Origin of the sequence: Streptomyces sp. NBC_00846, from assembly GCF_045207325.1 — a bacterium.
In the GTDB taxonomy this organism is placed as follows: domain Bacteria; phylum Actinomycetota; class Actinomycetes; order Streptomycetales; family Streptomycetaceae; genus Streptomyces.
Genome location: NZ_CP108846.1, coordinates 699,824 through 714,249, shown reverse-complemented (window position 1 = coordinate 714,249; position 14,426 = coordinate 699,824). Strand labels below are relative to the sequence as shown.

Annotated in this window: 12 protein-coding genes and 2 pseudogenes; 6 read left to right on the top strand and 8 right to left on the bottom strand. The window is 68.8% G+C overall.

Features of this window, described 5'->3' with window-relative positions; all coding sequences use genetic code 11:
- Nucleotides 1-66 precede the first annotated feature (66 nt).
- Entirely contained in the window at nt 67-561 is a 495-nt protein-coding gene (locus OG936_RS03295; protein ID WP_406492401.1) for an Lrp/AsnC family transcriptional regulator, read from the bottom strand.
- Nucleotides 562-620: 59 nt separating this feature from the next.
- On the opposite strand from OG936_RS03295, the gene OG936_RS03290 reads away from it, so the two are divergent.
- Nucleotides 621-1,913 (top strand): trans-sulfuration enzyme family protein, encoded by a 1,293-nt coding sequence (locus OG936_RS03290; protein WP_406492399.1) that lies wholly within the window; start codon nt 621-623, stop codon nt 1,911-1,913.
- On the opposite strand, the gene OG936_RS03285 is transcribed toward OG936_RS03290, so the two are convergent.
- The gene (locus OG936_RS03285) at nt 1,849-3,333 is read right to left on the bottom strand and encodes a GNAT family N-acetyltransferase (RefSeq protein WP_406492398.1); all 1,485 of its coding nucleotides are present in this window, start codon (nt 3,331-3,333) and stop codon (nt 1,849-1,851) included. The genes OG936_RS03290 and OG936_RS03285 overlap by 65 nt on opposite strands.
- Nucleotides 3,334-3,655: 322 nt before the next feature.
- Between OG936_RS03285 and OG936_RS03280 the strand changes: the two genes are divergently transcribed.
- Nucleotides 3,656-4,540, top strand: a complete 885-nt coding sequence (locus OG936_RS03280) for an RNA polymerase sigma-70 factor (protein WP_406492397.1) — start codon at nt 3,656-3,658, stop codon at nt 4,538-4,540.
- A gap of 328 nt (nt 4,541-4,868) precedes the next feature.
- Complete coding sequence (locus tag OG936_RS03275; RefSeq protein ID WP_406492395.1) at nt 4,869-5,636, top strand: GntR family transcriptional regulator; 768 nt, start codon at nt 4,869-4,871, stop codon at nt 5,634-5,636.
- A 54-nt stretch (nt 5,637-5,690) separates the two neighbouring features.
- Here the strand turns inward: OG936_RS03275 and OG936_RS03270 are convergent, their stop codons facing one another.
- The 3 genes from OG936_RS03270 to OG936_RS03260 all read right to left on the bottom strand — a co-directional run bounded on the left by OG936_RS03270 (nt 5,691) and on the right by OG936_RS03260 (nt 8,776).
- Nucleotides 5,691-6,848: an ROK family protein gene (locus OG936_RS03270; RefSeq protein WP_383759559.1), complete on the bottom strand. Its 1,158-nt coding sequence runs from the start codon at nt 6,846-6,848 to the stop codon at nt 5,691-5,693.
- A 100-nt stretch (nt 6,849-6,948) separates the two neighbouring features.
- Nucleotides 6,949-7,599, bottom strand: coding sequence for a response regulator (locus tag OG936_RS03265; protein ID WP_406492393.1), 651 nt, complete (start codon nt 7,597-7,599; stop codon nt 6,949-6,951).
- 4 nt (nt 7,600-7,603) lie between these two features.
- Entirely contained in the window at nt 7,604-8,776 is a 1,173-nt protein-coding gene (locus OG936_RS03260; RefSeq protein ID WP_406492391.1) for a sensor histidine kinase, read from the bottom strand.
- Between the two features lie 109 nt (nt 8,777-8,885).
- Here OG936_RS03260 and OG936_RS03255 point away from each other — a divergent pair, with 109 nt between their 5' ends.
- The gene (locus tag OG936_RS03255) at nt 8,886-9,824 is read left to right on the top strand and encodes an ATP-binding cassette domain-containing protein (protein WP_406492389.1); all 939 of its coding nucleotides are present in this window, start codon (nt 8,886-8,888) and stop codon (nt 9,822-9,824) included.
- On the top strand, nt 9,821-10,564 hold the full coding sequence (locus OG936_RS03250; protein ID WP_406500308.1) for an ABC transporter permease: 744 nt from the start codon (nt 9,821-9,823) through the stop codon (nt 10,562-10,564). The genes OG936_RS03255 and OG936_RS03250 overlap by 4 nt, the downstream gene beginning before the upstream one ends.
- A gap of 270 nt (nt 10,565-10,834) precedes the next feature.
- Here OG936_RS03250 and OG936_RS03245 read toward each other — a convergent pair.
- A pseudogene (locus OG936_RS03245) lies at nt 10,835-11,080 on the bottom strand (IS110 family transposase); the annotation flags it as partial.
- Nucleotides 11,081-11,185: 105 nt separating this feature from the next.
- On the opposite strand from OG936_RS03245, the gene OG936_RS03240 reads away from it, so the two are divergent.
- Nucleotides 11,186-12,478 (top strand): kelch repeat-containing protein, encoded by a 1,293-nt coding sequence (locus OG936_RS03240; protein WP_406500307.1) that lies wholly within the window; start codon nt 11,186-11,188, stop codon nt 12,476-12,478.
- A gap of 223 nt (nt 12,479-12,701) precedes the next feature.
- On the opposite strand, the pseudogene OG936_RS03235 reads toward OG936_RS03240, so the two are convergent.
- Nucleotides 12,702-12,852: pseudogene (locus OG936_RS03235) on the bottom strand (mismatch-specific DNA-glycosylase); the annotation flags it as partial.
- Nucleotides 12,849-14,291 (bottom strand): adenylosuccinate lyase, encoded by a 1,443-nt coding sequence (gene purB, locus OG936_RS03230; protein ID WP_406492387.1) that lies wholly within the window; start codon nt 14,289-14,291, stop codon nt 12,849-12,851. The gene purB and the pseudogene OG936_RS03235, both read right to left, overlap by 4 nt.
- Between the last annotated feature and the right edge of the window lie 135 nt (nt 14,292-14,426).

Sequence of the window (14,426 nt, the reverse complement as noted above, 5' to 3'; positions counted from 1 at the left end):
TCCTCGTACGCCGGGGGCCTGCGCGTCACCATCATTCGGCCTCGGTGGACCGCCGGGCGTGCGTTCTCAGCCCGTCCCGGGCTGTCCGGCGGCGGGTGGCAGCAGGGGGCCGCACTCCCACTGCTGGAATATCAGCCGGGTCTCGACCCGGGCCACTTCACGCCGCGAGGTGAATTCGTCCAGCACCAGGCGTTGCAGATCCGCGGTGCCGGTGACCGCGACATGGACCAGATAGTCGTCGGGCCCGGTCAGATGGAAGAGCGCGCGGGACTCGGGCAGCGTCCTGATGCGTTCGACGAACGGGCCGATGAGCTCTCTGCGGTGCGGACGGACTTGTACGGAGAGCAACGCCTCCAGACCGCGGCCGAGCTTCGCCGGGTCCAGACGCAGTTGGTGGCCGAGTATGACGCCGGAGCGGCGCAGCCTGGCCACCCGGTCCAGGCAGGTCGACGGCGCGACGCCGACCTCGGCGGCCAGTTCGCGGTAGGTGGTCCGGGCATCGTTCTGCAGCAGCCGCAGAATGTGCAGATCCACCGGGTCGAGAACGACTGAATCGGCCATCTGCCGAACGTAGCACGGGACACTTTCATAAGTGCCCGGCGTTTGTTCAGAGTGCTGTCATGGACACCGAAGCCTCGATGGCGCCCTCGACGACAACCCGATCCAGGGCGCTGGCCACCGAAGCCGTGCACGCGGGCCGCGACGATCTCGCGGCGCTCGGCCTGCACGCCCCGCCGATCGATCTGTCCACCACCTACCCCTCGTACGACTCCAGGGGCGAGGCCGAGCGGATCGACACCTTCGCCGCCACCGGCGCGAGACTCGAAGGGCCGCCCGTCTACGCGCGGCTGGACAACCCGACGACGGCCCGTTTCGAGACCGCCCTCGCCCGGCTCGAAGGTGCGGAGAGCGCGGTGTCGTTCGCCAGCGGAATGGCGGCGCTCACCGCCGTCCTGCTGGTCAGGGCAAGCATGGGACTGCGTCATGTGGTCGCCGTCCGGCCGCTCTACGGCTGCAGCGATCACCTGCTCGGCGCCGGTCTGCTGGGCACCGAAGTGACCTGGACCGACCCGGCGGGCATCGCGGAGGCGCTCCGTCCGGACACGGGTCTGGTGATGCTGGAGACGCCCGCCAACCCGACGCTCGCCGAGGTCGACATCCGGGCGATCGCGCACTCCTGCGGTTCCGTGCCGCTGCTCGTCGACAACACGTTCGCCACACCCGTGCTCCAGCGTCCCGTCGAGCACGGCGCGCGGATCGTGCTGCACAGCGCCACCAAATACCTCGGCGGGCACGGCGATGTGATGGGTGGCGTCGTCGCCTGTGACGAGGAGTTCGCGGCCCGTCTGCGGCAGGTCCGCTTCGCCACCGGCGGAGTGCTGCATCCGATGGCCGGATACCTGCTGCTGCGCGGGCTCGCCACACTCCCGGTGCGGGTGAGGGCGGCTTCCGCGAGCGCCGCCGAACTGTCCCGCCGGCTGAAGGCCGATCCGCGTATCGCCCGGGTCCACTACCCGAAACTGGGCGGGGCGATGGTCTCGTTCGAGGTGTACGGGGATCCGCACCGGGTGATTTCGGCCGTACGGCTCGTCACGCCCGCGGTCAGTCTCGGCAGTGTGGACACTCTGATCCAGCATCCGGCCTCCATCAGCCACCGCATTGTGGATGAGGGAGACCGTCAGGCGTCCGGCGTCGGGGACCGGCTGCTGCGGATGTCGGTCGGTCTGGAGGACGTCGAGGATCTGTGGGCCGACCTGTGCCAGGCGCTGAGCTCACAGGGGCCGGGCGGCCGCGAGGAGGGCGGTCAGCACGGCGTCGGCCGGCAGGACGTCGGTCAAAAGGGGGGTGTCAGTGGCCGGCCTGCTCGTACAGCGGCAGCGAACGGACGGGAGTCGCATCCAGCCGGGCGGTGATGACCAGCGTGCCCTCCTCGATCTGGTAGTCCAGCGGCAGGGACAGCGCGCGCATGGCCGCGACCATGCCGGTGTTGGACGACTGGGTGACGGCGTAGACGCTCTCGCAGCCTGCCTCGATGGCGAGCGTCACCAGGCGGCCGAGGAGTCCGGAGCCGATCCCGCGACGCTGCCACCCGTCCTCGACGAGGAGGGCGACCTCGGTCTCGTCACCGTCCCACAGGAGATGGCCGAGGGCGACCAGCCGGCCCGAGGCCGTCCGCACCGCCAGGGTGCGGCCGAAGCGGGGGCTCAGCAGGTGGTCCAGGTAACGGTCGGCGTCACGGACCGGGCCGTGGTACCGCAGTCGCAGAGTCCGCTCGGAGCAGCGGTCATGCATGGCGCGGGCGGCTCCGAGGTCGCCCTGGTCCGCGCGGCGCACGGCGATCTCGTTTCCCTCGGGGAGCGTGAGAACGTGCTCGCTGCGCGGCACGCGGGGGCCTAGCCGGGCATCCAGCTCCACCAGGGCGCGGGCCCGGGCGAACTCGGTCGGGGTGAACGCTGGATAAGGCCGCTCGATGGTGATGGCGTCTCCGGACGGGTCGCGCAGCCGTATCACCGTCTCCTCCAGCACACCCTCCACCGGGGCGGTCTCACCCGTTGCGCGGCCGGTGATCGATACGGCGGGCAGCGAGTGGATCGTGCAGCGACCGAGCAACTGACGTAGGGAAAGGGGGAGTTCGGCCGCATCCAGGGCCGTACGCGTGGCGAGACCCAGGATGCGTGTCGGGGCGTCCACCAGATCGTGCGCGTCCGCCCGCTCGATCCAGGTCGAGCCGCCCCCCGCTGCGGAGATCGCCCGGCTGAGCTGCTGGGTCTGGAGCGGGGCGGGGGCCCGCAGCAGGAGCTCGTCGGCCGTGCCCTGTGTCAGCGGGTGCGTCTGCAGGGCGAGGATGTCGACCCGGTGCTGGGCGAGCGTGCTGCACAGCGCGGCCAGACTGCCCGGGACGTCCCGAACGGTCGTACGCATCCGCCACAGCACCGTGTCCTCGCGGGAGGGGCCCGGGCCCGTGGCGGTGGTGGTGGTCGCGAGCGCGGTGGTGTGGCTGTCGTGGCCGCTGTGGGTGTTGTTGGCGGTGTTGCTGTTGGTGTGGTCGTAGGGGGCCGTGCTGTCGGTGCTGCCGGTCTCGGTGATGAGGTCGGTGCCGGTCGGTGGCGGGGCGTGGCTGTGGCGCCGTGCCCACCAGGTGTGGACCGTGGCTGTCACAGCCAGGGTCACGGCCGAGGCGATCAGGAGATACGGTCCGTCCGGCTGGTGCCCGATCAGGTTGGCGAGCGCGTCGGCCACCGCGACGGCGGCGAACAGCGCGGCCAGTTCGGTCACGTCCCGCCGCCAGTGGTGGGAGCGGCGGGCAGTCTTGGCGGAGGTCGCATCAGTCATGCCTTCACTGTGACTGAACGGTGTTGCCTGATCACGAACGCTCTGTGACTGATGGGTTAAGTGTGGATCTAGTCCCCTATTGCCTATTTTGGCTGATTGGTGTCTTGATCGATTATGGTTCGGGGGAGTACGGCGGGGCCTCCGAGCCCGGGCCGTGAGCCGCCGCCAGCAACCGCACCCCCTCGGCGAGCGGGGTGAACAGGCCATGCCTGAACGTGACGTTGAGCGCTCGTCAATGACAATTACCGATCGGTAGCTTGCAGTTCAAGGGGCTGGGTGATTCGTGCTGGACAGGGTGCGGTGGGTCGGCTGGGATGAAGGAGTGACAGCTGACACCACGGCCGACGTCTTCGAGGAGCACCGCTCCGTGCTCACCGGGGTTGCCTACCGCATGCTGGGCAGGGTCGCCGACGCCGAGGATGTCGTGCAGGAAGCGTGGCTGCGCTGGTCGTCGGCATCGCGCGAGGATGTGCGGGAGCCGCGCGCCTTCCTCGTGAGGGTCACCACGCGACTGGCCATCGACCGCCTACGGCAGGCGAAGTCGCGGCGCGAGGCGTATGTCGGGCCGTGGCTGCCGGAGCCCCTGGTCACCGACTTCGGGCCGGCCGTGCCCGACACCGCGGAACGGGCCGTTCTCGCCGATTCCGTGTCGGTCGCCGTGCTGGTCGTCCTCGAATCGCTGTCACCTCTGGAACGGGCCGTCTTCGTTCTGCGCGAGGCCTTCGGTTTCCCGTACGCGGAGATCGCCGCCACGCTCGACCGGTCCGAGGCGGCAGTGCGCCAGCTCGCGGGACGCGCGCGGCGCCATGTCGAGGAGCGCAAGCCGCGCTACGACGTCGACCCGGCCCACCGTCGTGACCTTACGGAGAGGTTCCTCGCCGCGGCGGCGGGCGGCGACATCGAGGAGCTGCTGATCCTTCTCGCGCCCGATGTGCGGCTTGTCGGTGACAGTGGTGGAAAGTCCAAGGCGCCGCTACGGGTCATCGAGAGCGCCGACAAGGTCGGCCGTTTCCTCTTCGCGGTCGTTCGCGATCAGGTCCCGGACTTCGACATCCGATTCCTGGAGCTCAACGGCGGGCCGGGCCTGCTGGTGCTCTCGGGCGGAAGACCCGACTCCGTCTTCCAGGTGGATGTATGGGATGGGCTCATTCAGTGCGTATATATCGTGCGTAATCCTGACAAGCTTGCTTGTCTGGCTGGGGAGTAGCCGCACATTCCGGCCGCTGGAACGCGCGCTTCCAGCCGGTGCAAGCACCTCCGGTTCGCACGGGAATCCGTCCACCTGTCGCCCTGCCGCGAAGTCCCACGGTTGCCGGAGCCCCACGCGGGCCGGCCGTGGGGCCTTGTGCTGCGGGCGGCTCACGGCACCGAGAACGTCCTGTGAACGCTCTGTGGCAGAGGCCCGTTTCGCTGCGTGACCGGAGGAGGATTGGTCTTGACCAAGGGGGTGTCCCGTCCTATGGTCTCAACGTTAAGAAAAGAACCTTTAATAAATAACGTCGCGGAATAGCCGCTGGGCGATTGCGGAGGACAGGGTGGGGACCACGCAGCTGGAAACGGTGCAGGAGCCGAAGTACTGGCACCTCAAGACCGTGCTCAGTGAGGCACTCGACTCGGACTTTGCGGTGGGCGAGATCCTGCCCAACGAGCGTGAACTCGCCGCCCGGTTCGGAGTCGCCAGGGCGACACTCCGGCAGGCTCTGGAACAGCTCGAACTCGAAGGCCGACTGCAACGCCGTCGTGGCGTCGGGACCACTGTCGCCCCGCCGCGCGTCGGGGTCGCCGTCTCCACGGCGCAGCGCGACTGGGCCGGCGGCGGTACCGGCGAGGCGTGGCAGCCCGTGGACTGCACGACGGCGATCGCACCGGCATCAGTGGTGGCCGTGCTCGACGTGGCGAGCGACGAGCCGGTACATATCGTCCGCCGGATCCGGGTCACCCACGAACAGGCAGTCGCGGCGGAACTCCTGTACGTCCCGTCGTCGTCCGTCCCCGAACTCTCCGCGATCGATGCCCCCTCCGGCCCTGCCCGGGCCCGCAGTGTCCTGCGCGAACTGCACCGGCTCGGCCTCGACGGCCAGGACCGTTCGGTGGAGCTCGGCTCGGCGCGAGTGGACGATGCCAAGGAGCTCGACCGGCTTCCCGGCGCCCCCGTTCTCGTCGTCACCACCCGCTACCTCGCGGCCGGTGGCACCGCTGCGCTCTCCGTCGCCACTTACCGGGCCGACACCTGCCGGCTCACCTTCGGCGACTCGGGCGGCCTGGAGATCAGCCATCACGGCCAGGAGCGCCAGGCATCCTGACAAGGCCGGCCGCGGCCTGCCCGAGACGTTCGGTTCGCCTACGGCCCGTCGCACTCAGCGGCGGGCCGTCACTGTTCCCTCCACAGCGAAGAGCTGCTCCTCGACATGGTCGAGCGCGAGCCGCAGAGCGCCCGTGGCCACCGCCGCCTCGCCGAGCAGCGACAGCGTGACCCGTGGTGGCCTGAGGCAGTAGCGGGCCAGCTCACGGCGGAGCGGGTCCAGTACTCCGTCCAGTCCGGCGGCCCAGCCGCCGATCACCACCAGCTCGGGGTCCAGCGCCAGCGCCAGCGCCGCGACATCGTGCACCAGACGCTGAATGAACCGCTCCACCGCCGCCTGCGCCCGGACATCGCCATGCCGTGCCTTCGCGAACACAGCGGCCACCGCAGGCTCGTCCAACGGGTCCAACGGGGTGTCCGTCGTCGACAGAAGCCTCTCCGGCGTCGCCTCGCGGCCGAGGAGATGCAGCGCGCCGATCTCCCCCGCCGCACCGCCGAAACCCCGGTGCAGCCTTCCGCCGATCAGCGAACCGGCGCCCGGGCTCAGCCCGGCCAGGACGAACACGATGTCGTCCGTTTCAGTGGCCGCGCCCTTCCAATGCTCCGCGACCGCTGCGGCATTGGCGTCGTTCTCCACGAGGACGGGACAGCGGAAGGAGCGCCTCAGCCGCTCGCCCAGCGCCAGACCCGTCCAGTCCGGCAGTGCGGTGCCCAGCCGAACGGTCCCGTCGGCCTCCACAATGCCCGGGCTGCCGACACCGACCGCACGCAGACTGCTCCGGGCCACACCCGTCCGCCGGAGAACATCGGCGACCACGGCCCTGACCTTGTCGAGCCGGTCGTCGGCGCAGGCCGTCTCCGACACCTCGCGTGAGCCCGCCCCGATGATCCGGCCGTCCAGCCCAGACAGCAGAGCGGAGATCCGATGCGGGCCGATCTCGATACCGAGCAGATGCCCGGCCTCGGCGCGGAACCGGAACCGACGAGCCGGCCGCCCCTGCCGCCGTGCCTCGCCGCCGTCGGGCACCGACTCGACGACCAGCCCGGCCTCGAAGAGCCCCTCCATGACGCCTTCGACCGTCGGCCGGGACAGACCCGTGATCCGGGTGAGGTCCGTGAGAGTGGGGGAGTCGGCGCCGCGGAGGGCATGCAGTACCACCGCGGAATTGATCCGTCGCAGCAGCGACGGATCCCCACCGGTCAGCCGGCCCACGGTGTGTCCTCCCAGCTCGTGCGCATGTCAGGCGGATCGTACTCGCTGCCCGGGTACAGGGCGACCGCGGGCCGGAACGGATATCCGGAGGCGGCGGTCATCAGCTCGGAGCGACGAACCCCGACTCGTACGCAGCGATCACCGCCTGGGTGCGGTCCCTCGCACCCAACTTGGCCAGTACGGCGCTGACATGGGTCTTCACCGTCTCGACACCGACCACGAGCCTGGTTGCGATCTCCGCGTTCGACAGACCACGGGCCATCAGCCGGAGGACCGCGGCCTCCCGCTCGGTCAGCGATGCCCGGTCCATGACCGCCCGCGCTTTGCTCGTGCCGTACTCGGCGGCGAGCTGCCGGACCGCCGCCGGGAACAACAGCGACTCGCCCTCTGCGACCAGGCGCACCGCATGCACGATCTCTGCGGGCCGGGCACGTTTGAGGAGAAAACCATCCGCTCCGGCACGCAGCGCCTCGTACACGTACTCGTCGTTCTCGAATGTGGTGACCACCAGGATCTTCGGCGGATCCGGCACGGTGCGCAGCACCACCCGCGTCGCCTCGATGCCGTCCATCAGCGGCATCCTGACGTCCATGGCCACCACATCGGGGCGCAGCTGACGCAGCAACGGGATCACCGCGGCGCCGTCACCCGCCTCGCCTACGACCTCGATATCGGGCTGAGCCTCAAGCACCGCGCGCAGCCCCGCGCGGACGAGGGGTTCGTCGTCGACCAGAAGAACGGTAACCGGCATCAGGTCAGCCTAGGCCGTTCAACGGAAGGCTTGCGTGCACCCGCCATTCGCCATCGTGCGCACCTGTCTTGGCTATTCCGCCCAGCAACGCGGCCCGCTCACGGATGCCCCGCAAGCCGCTCCCCCCTCCAGGTGTACCCGCCGAACCGGTCAGCGGATTGGCCACCTCCAACTCCAGCCGGCCGTTGATGACGCTGATCCGTACCCGGACGGGAACCGTCCCGGAGTGACGCAGCACATTGGTGAGGGACTCCTGGAGGATGCGATATCCCTCACGGGAGACCGCCCCCGGAACCTGTTCCAGTGGGCCGGACACATCCGCATCGATCTTCGTCCCCGAACCACGAGCGGAGTCCAGGAGCCGGTCCGCTTCCGCGAGGGTCGGCTGCTGTCCAACCGGAGCCCCCGATTCGCGCAGCACCCGCAGAACCCGCTCCAGATCGTCGAGCGCCTCCCGGCCGGTCTCCTCGATCGCGACAAGTGCCCGCTCGGTGAACTCCGGGTCGCGAGCCGCACGTGCCGCACCCGCCTGCACGACCGCGACCGTCAACGCGTGCCCGATCGAATCGTGCAGTTCCCGGGCGATGCGGTTGCGCTCCAGCAACTGCTCGGTGCGCTCCTCCAGGGCGGTCAGCCGCTGCACCGGTGAGGGGCCGAGGAGCCGACGGGCGGTGGCGGTGACGAGCTCGCCACTGGCCACAACCACGGCCAGCAGCACCAGGACGGGCAGGGGCGAGAGCAGGGCGTACCACCAGTGCGGCTCCACTTCGCGGACCAGCCACTGACCGGTCGGGACGGTGCCCGAGGCGGTGAGGATGAGATCGACAGCTGTCGCCGACAGCCACACCGTCGCGAACCCGACGACGGCGGCGGCCAGCAGGCGTATCTCCAGCCACAACACGGTTCGCCAGCGATCCGACCATGTCGTCGCAGCGGTTGCGGAAATCGTGGCGTCGGGCCTGCCCCGCTCCGCAGGCGTGAGTAGGAGCTGTGCCTGAACGCCCTCGGCCAGCCGCATGCCGGGCAACAACCCCACCGGCACAGCGAAGACCATGGGCGCCCACGGCGTATCCATGGAGATGAAGACCCACACGCTGCAGGCCGCCCCGGGGATGAGGAGATGCAACCATCGGGAGTAGGTGGCAGAGGCGGCCAGCGGGCGGAGGAAACGGAACATGCTGCCATCGTGTCAGTCCGTACGGGTGCGACGGCTCCCCCGAGCGAGGGAGATGATCCCCACCTCCGGGGGAGGCAAGGGACCCGGTGCGGCACCGAGTCTGAGGGACATGACCAGCATCGACGTCCATGAGCTCACAAAGGAATACGGCAAGACCCGCGCCGTGGACAGCCTCACGTTCAGCGTGCGCCCCGGTCGCGTCACCGGCTTTCTTGGCCCCAACGGTGCCGGTAAGTCCACCACCATGCGACTCGTTCTCGGCCTCGACCGGCCCACCAGTGGCACGGCCACGTTCGACGGGCAGCCCTATGCCACGCTCGACGATCCGCTGCGCCGCGTAGGCGCCCTGCTTGACGCGCAGGCCGCCCATGCTTCGCGTACCGCGCGAAATCACCTGCTGGCCCTCGCGGTCAGCAACGGCATGGGGGCACGGAGAGTGGACGAAGTCCTGGAGGAGGCAGGCCTCGGCCAGGTCGGCAAAAGACGCATCAAGACATTCTCACTCGGCATGCGACAACGGCTGGGCATAGCGGCTGCGCTGCTCGGTGACCCGGAGGTCGTGATGCTCGACGAACCGTCCAACGGACTGGATCCGGAAGGCATTATCTGGATCCGTGAGCTGATGAAGCGGCTCGCCCGAGAGGGGCGCACAGTTTTGGTCTCAAGCCATCTCATGAACGAGACATCCTCGTTCGCCGACCACTTGGTGGTCCTCGGCCGGGGCCGGCTCCTTGCCGACCTGCCGATGGAGGATTTCCTGAACTCCCGCAGCCGGCCTCGGGTAAGAGTGCGCACGACTGAATCCACTCACCTGCGCGATGTCCTGATCCGTAAGGGATATATGCCTGCGCACGACGGCGACGGGCGTTGGACCGTCGACGGAGCCAAGGCCGGGGAGATTGGTGCGATAGCCGCTACAGAGGGTATTGCCGTGCTTGAACTCATGGACGTGCAGACCACGTTGGAACAGGCATACCTCGACCTCACCGCTGACGCGATGGACTTCTCCGTCGCGGCGACTTCGTCCACGAACCGACAGGAGGGCTGACCGTGTCGACCACAGCAGTGCTGCGCTCCGAGTGGATCAAGATCAGATCGGTGCGGTCCGTCATCGGATCCCTGATAGGGGTCCTTCTCGTGACGCTCGCCATCACCGTGCTCGTATGTGCCAGTGTCGGCCAGTCCGAGGCCGACAACGCTGACACAGAGCTGCTCTTCGGCGCCTTTTACGCGTTGAACTTCGGCCAGATCGCGGCCATCAGCTTCGGAGCGACGGCGATCTCGTCCGAGTATCTCAACGGTGCCCTGCGGATATCACTCGCCGCCGTCCCGCGCCGCGGTGTCTTCTACGCGGCCAAGATGGCCCTTGTCGGTGTGTCGGCCCTCGTCGTCGGCCTTGTCACCAGCTTCAGCGCCTTTCTGGTGGGACAGATGTTCATGGGCAAGTACGCGATCGGCCTGGGGGAGCCGGGCGCCCTGCGGGCAGCCTTCGGTGGTGGGATATACCTGGCCCTGATGGCTCTGTTTGCGGCCGGGTTGACGATGCTGCTGCGCAGCGCTGTGGCCGTCCTCAGCCTTCTCATCCCATTCATTCTCGTTGTCTCCTTCGTGGTCGGAGATGTCGCGGGTGGGGCGGCGCGGTATCTGCCGGACCGAGCAGGACAGTTGGTGCTCCACCAGAACCCCACCGGCGGTCTCGGACCCTGGAGCGGCCTCGCCGTGGCTGCCGGGTGGACAGCGGCCGCACTGCTGGCGGGCTGGTGGGCGATCCGGCGAAGAGACGCGTAGTCGACTCCCGCGTCCCGCGTCCCGCGTCCATGTTCGCGTCCGTGTCCGTACTTCACCCCGCCTCATCGATGGGAGCTGAGCGTTGTGGTGACGCAGATCAATCCGATGCGACGTGCGCGGGCCGCAGCCCACTGAGACAGAACGCGGCAACCGCCGCTGCGTCCAGCAGGCAACGTTGTGGGTGGGCTCGGGACCCGCTGTCGTGACGGCCCCGCTCCGCCCAGCGACGGGTCTCGGCAGCCGAGTCGGCCAGTTGGGGGGCCCTATGTGTCTGGTCAAGGCGGTGCGCGATGCCGGGTCGCCAAGTGCCGCGAACGCGGAGAGAAAGAAGGCCCGTTTGAGCTGCTTGTTTCCTCGTCTGGTGGGCTGTTCGCCGCGACTCGATGAGCCCGAGCTGCGGGTGGCCGGGGCGAGTCCGGCGTAGGTGGCGAGGTGGCCGGCGGTCGGGAAGGTGCTGCCGTCGCCGACCTCGACGAGGATCCGGGCTCCGGTCCTGACACCGACCCCCGGCATCGAGTCTCGGCCACTTTGGCCGCATCGGGGTGACCAGCCGCCGCCTGCCCGCCTTGCGGATCTGGGCCGGGGATCCGAACCGCGTACGAGTATCAATGTCAGTAAGGCATACGTCTACTCCCCAGGTGCCCAGGGGGGAGTGCCCTGCCGAATCTGAGCGTTGCCCGGGAAGCGCCGCAGGCGGCCGCCTACGGTGGCAAGCTCTACGTCTTCGGCGGCTGGGGCGCGAACGGGAATCCGGTGGCCAAGACCGAGATTTTCGACCCGCTGACCGGCGCCTGGTCCACCGGCGCCGACAACCCGAAGCCGTACGCCGGTGCCGACAACCCGAAGCCGTACGCCGGTGCCGCCGTGACCGTGCTGGGCGGCAAGATCTACATCGTGGGCGGCTGCGCGTCCACCTGCGGCACGACGGACGTGCAGGTGTATGACCCTGCCTCGAACTCCTGGAGTTCGGGCGCGGAGTATCCGGAGTCGATTGCCTGGCTCGGCTGCGGCGGTGTCGCGGACAAGGTGTACTGCGCGGGCGGGATGTCGGGCAGTACCACCACCAAGCACGCCTACAGCTACGACCCGTCGTCCGACAGTTGGACTCCCGTCGCCGACCTGTCGATCGACCTGTGGGGGACGGGCAACTCGGCGGCAGCCGGCAAGCTCCTCGTGTCCGGCGGCGTGACCAACGAATCCGGCACGCTTACCAACAGGGGCTACACCTACGACCCGGGTTCCAACACCTGGACCGCGCTGCCCAACTCCAGCCGCACTTTCTACCGTGGCGGCTCCGTCTGCGGCTTCTACAAGGTCGGGGGTACTACCGGAAGCTTCGTCGCCTTTACGACCTCGGATCTGCTGCCCGGCTATGACCAGTGCGATGCCACAACCGACGTCCCCTGGCTGGCAGAGGACAAGACCGACGTGACGCTTCAGCCGGGCGAGAGCGTTGACGTCACCGTGAGCTTCAACGCGAACCTCGCCGAGATCACCCAACCCGGCACGTTCACCGCGCAGCTCCTGATCAGCGCGAAGACCCCGTACGGGATTGTGCCGGTGCCAGTGACGCTCGCGGTGAACCCGCCCAGGACCTGGGGAAAGATCACCGGCACGGTCACCGGAACCGACTGTACTGGCACGCCGACGCCACTGGCCGGAGCAACCGTGCAGATCACCACGAAGTGGGCGAAATGCACCCTGAAGGCCGACCGGAACGGTCATTACCAGTTCTGGCTCGACGTCAGGAACAGCCCGCTCACGGTGACCGCGTCCAAGGACGGCTGGGCGTCGCAGACCGCATCGACCAAGATCAAGCCACGCAAGCCGACTACGGTCGACTTCACTCTGAAGCCCGACCAGACCCAACGCTCGTGCGGGCCGGGCCCCGGCCCGGCCCGCACCGGCAGATGACGGCCTCGCCACCGATCCGATGGCGGGGCCGCATCACCCTTCTCTCGGCCGGCTCCGGTCTGCAGCGGGGTGGCCCGGCGACCTGGAGCCCATCGCCGGCCCCGGCCTGCGCCTGGAGTCCCGGGGGATGCCCGGGGCTCCGCCGCTCCGCGCGTACGCGGGGTGCCTGAATGGCCGGGCTGAAAAGGGCCTTCGAGATCAAGTCGTAGCCGACCTCGACGGGGCCGGGATGGGCGAAGCCGTAGCCCGTCGCCCCTGCTCATCAGGCTCGGATTGATCCCGCAGAACAGCACACGCAGACCGCCCGCGACCACATCGGGAACGGTGCGGTCGCGGGCGGCCTCGAGCTCTTCGGGTGTGGTGGTGGCCGTCAGAGGATGGAGCCCGGCGTGTAACCGGCGGCCGCGGGATGCTGCTTGGTGATCTCTTCGATGCGCGAGATCAGCGCGTTGACCTGGTCGCCCGCCGCCCCCGTGAAGGAGAGCTTGTCGGCCATCAGCGCGTCCAGCTGGGCGCGGTCCAGCGGGATGCGGTCGTCGGCGGCCAGCTTGTCGAGCAGTTCGTTGCGCTCGGCGCCCTGCTCGCGCATGGCCAGGGCCGAGGCAACCGCGTTCTCCTTGATCGCCTCGTGGGCGACCTCACGGCCGACACCAGCGCGCACCGCACCCATCAAGACCTTGGTCGTGGCGAGGAAGGGCAGGTAGCGGTCGAGTTCACGGGCGACAACGGCCGGGAACGCCCCGAACTCGTCGAGCACCGTCAAGAAGGTCTCCAGCAGACCGTCGAATGCGAAGAACGCGTCGGGGAGCGCCACGCGGCGGACCACGGAGCAGGACACATCGCCCTCGTTCCACTGGTCGCCCGCCAGTTCACCGGTCATCGACGCGTAGCCGCGCAGGATCACCATCAGGCCGTTGACACGCTCGCACGAGCGGGTGTTCATCTTGTGCGGCATCGCGGACGAGCCGACCTGGCCGGGCTTGAAGCCCTCGGTCACCAGCTCGTGCCCGGCCATCAGACGGATCGTCTTAGCGACCGACGAGGGCGCCGCGGCCAACTGCACGAGCGCGGTCACCACGTCGTAGTCGAGTGAGCGGGGGTAGACCTGGCCGACCGACGTGAAGGCCTGGGCGAATCCGAGGTGTGCGGCGATGCGCTGCTCGAGGTCGGCGAGCTTTCCGGCGTCGCCGCCCAGCAGGTCGAGCATGTCCTGGGCCGTGCCCACGGGCCCCTTGATGCCCCGCAGCGGGTAGCGGTCCAACAGGTCCTCGAGCCGCCCGTAGGCCACCAGGAGCTCGTCCGCCGCGGTAGCGAAGCGCTTGCCGAGCGTGGTCGCCTGGGCGGCGACGTTGTGGGAGCGGCCGGCCATGACCAGCTCGCGGTACTCGCCCGCCAGCTTGCCGAGCCGGGCCAGGACCGCCACCGTGCGGTCGCGCACCAGCTCCAGGGAGAGCCGGATCTGAAGCTGTTCGACGTTCTCGGTGAGGTCCCGGGAGGTCATTCCCTTGTGGACCTGCTCGTGGCCGGCGAGGGCGTTGAACTCCTCGATGCGCGCCTTGACGTCGTGGCGGGTGACTTTTTCGCGCTCGGCGATCGAGGCCAGGTCGACCTGGTCGATGACACGTTCGTAATCGGTGAGGGCGGCGTCCGGCACCTCGATCCCGAGGTCCTTCTGAGCGCGCAGCACCGCCAGCCACAGCCGGCGTTCCAGCTTCACCTTCTGCTCGGGGGACCAGAGGACGGCCAGCTCCGTGGAGGCGTAGCGGCCGGCCAGGACATTGGGGATGCGAGGCTTCGCAGACACAGCAGTCACGTGTCCAGAGTTTACCTGTCGTCCTCAGTGGTTCGTGAGTGTCCGCAAAGTCCACAAAGTCCAGGTCAGGGGTTCCTGGACCACCGTCTCGCACACAGTGTGTGAGACACGCCTGGGACGAAACGGCCCCGGACC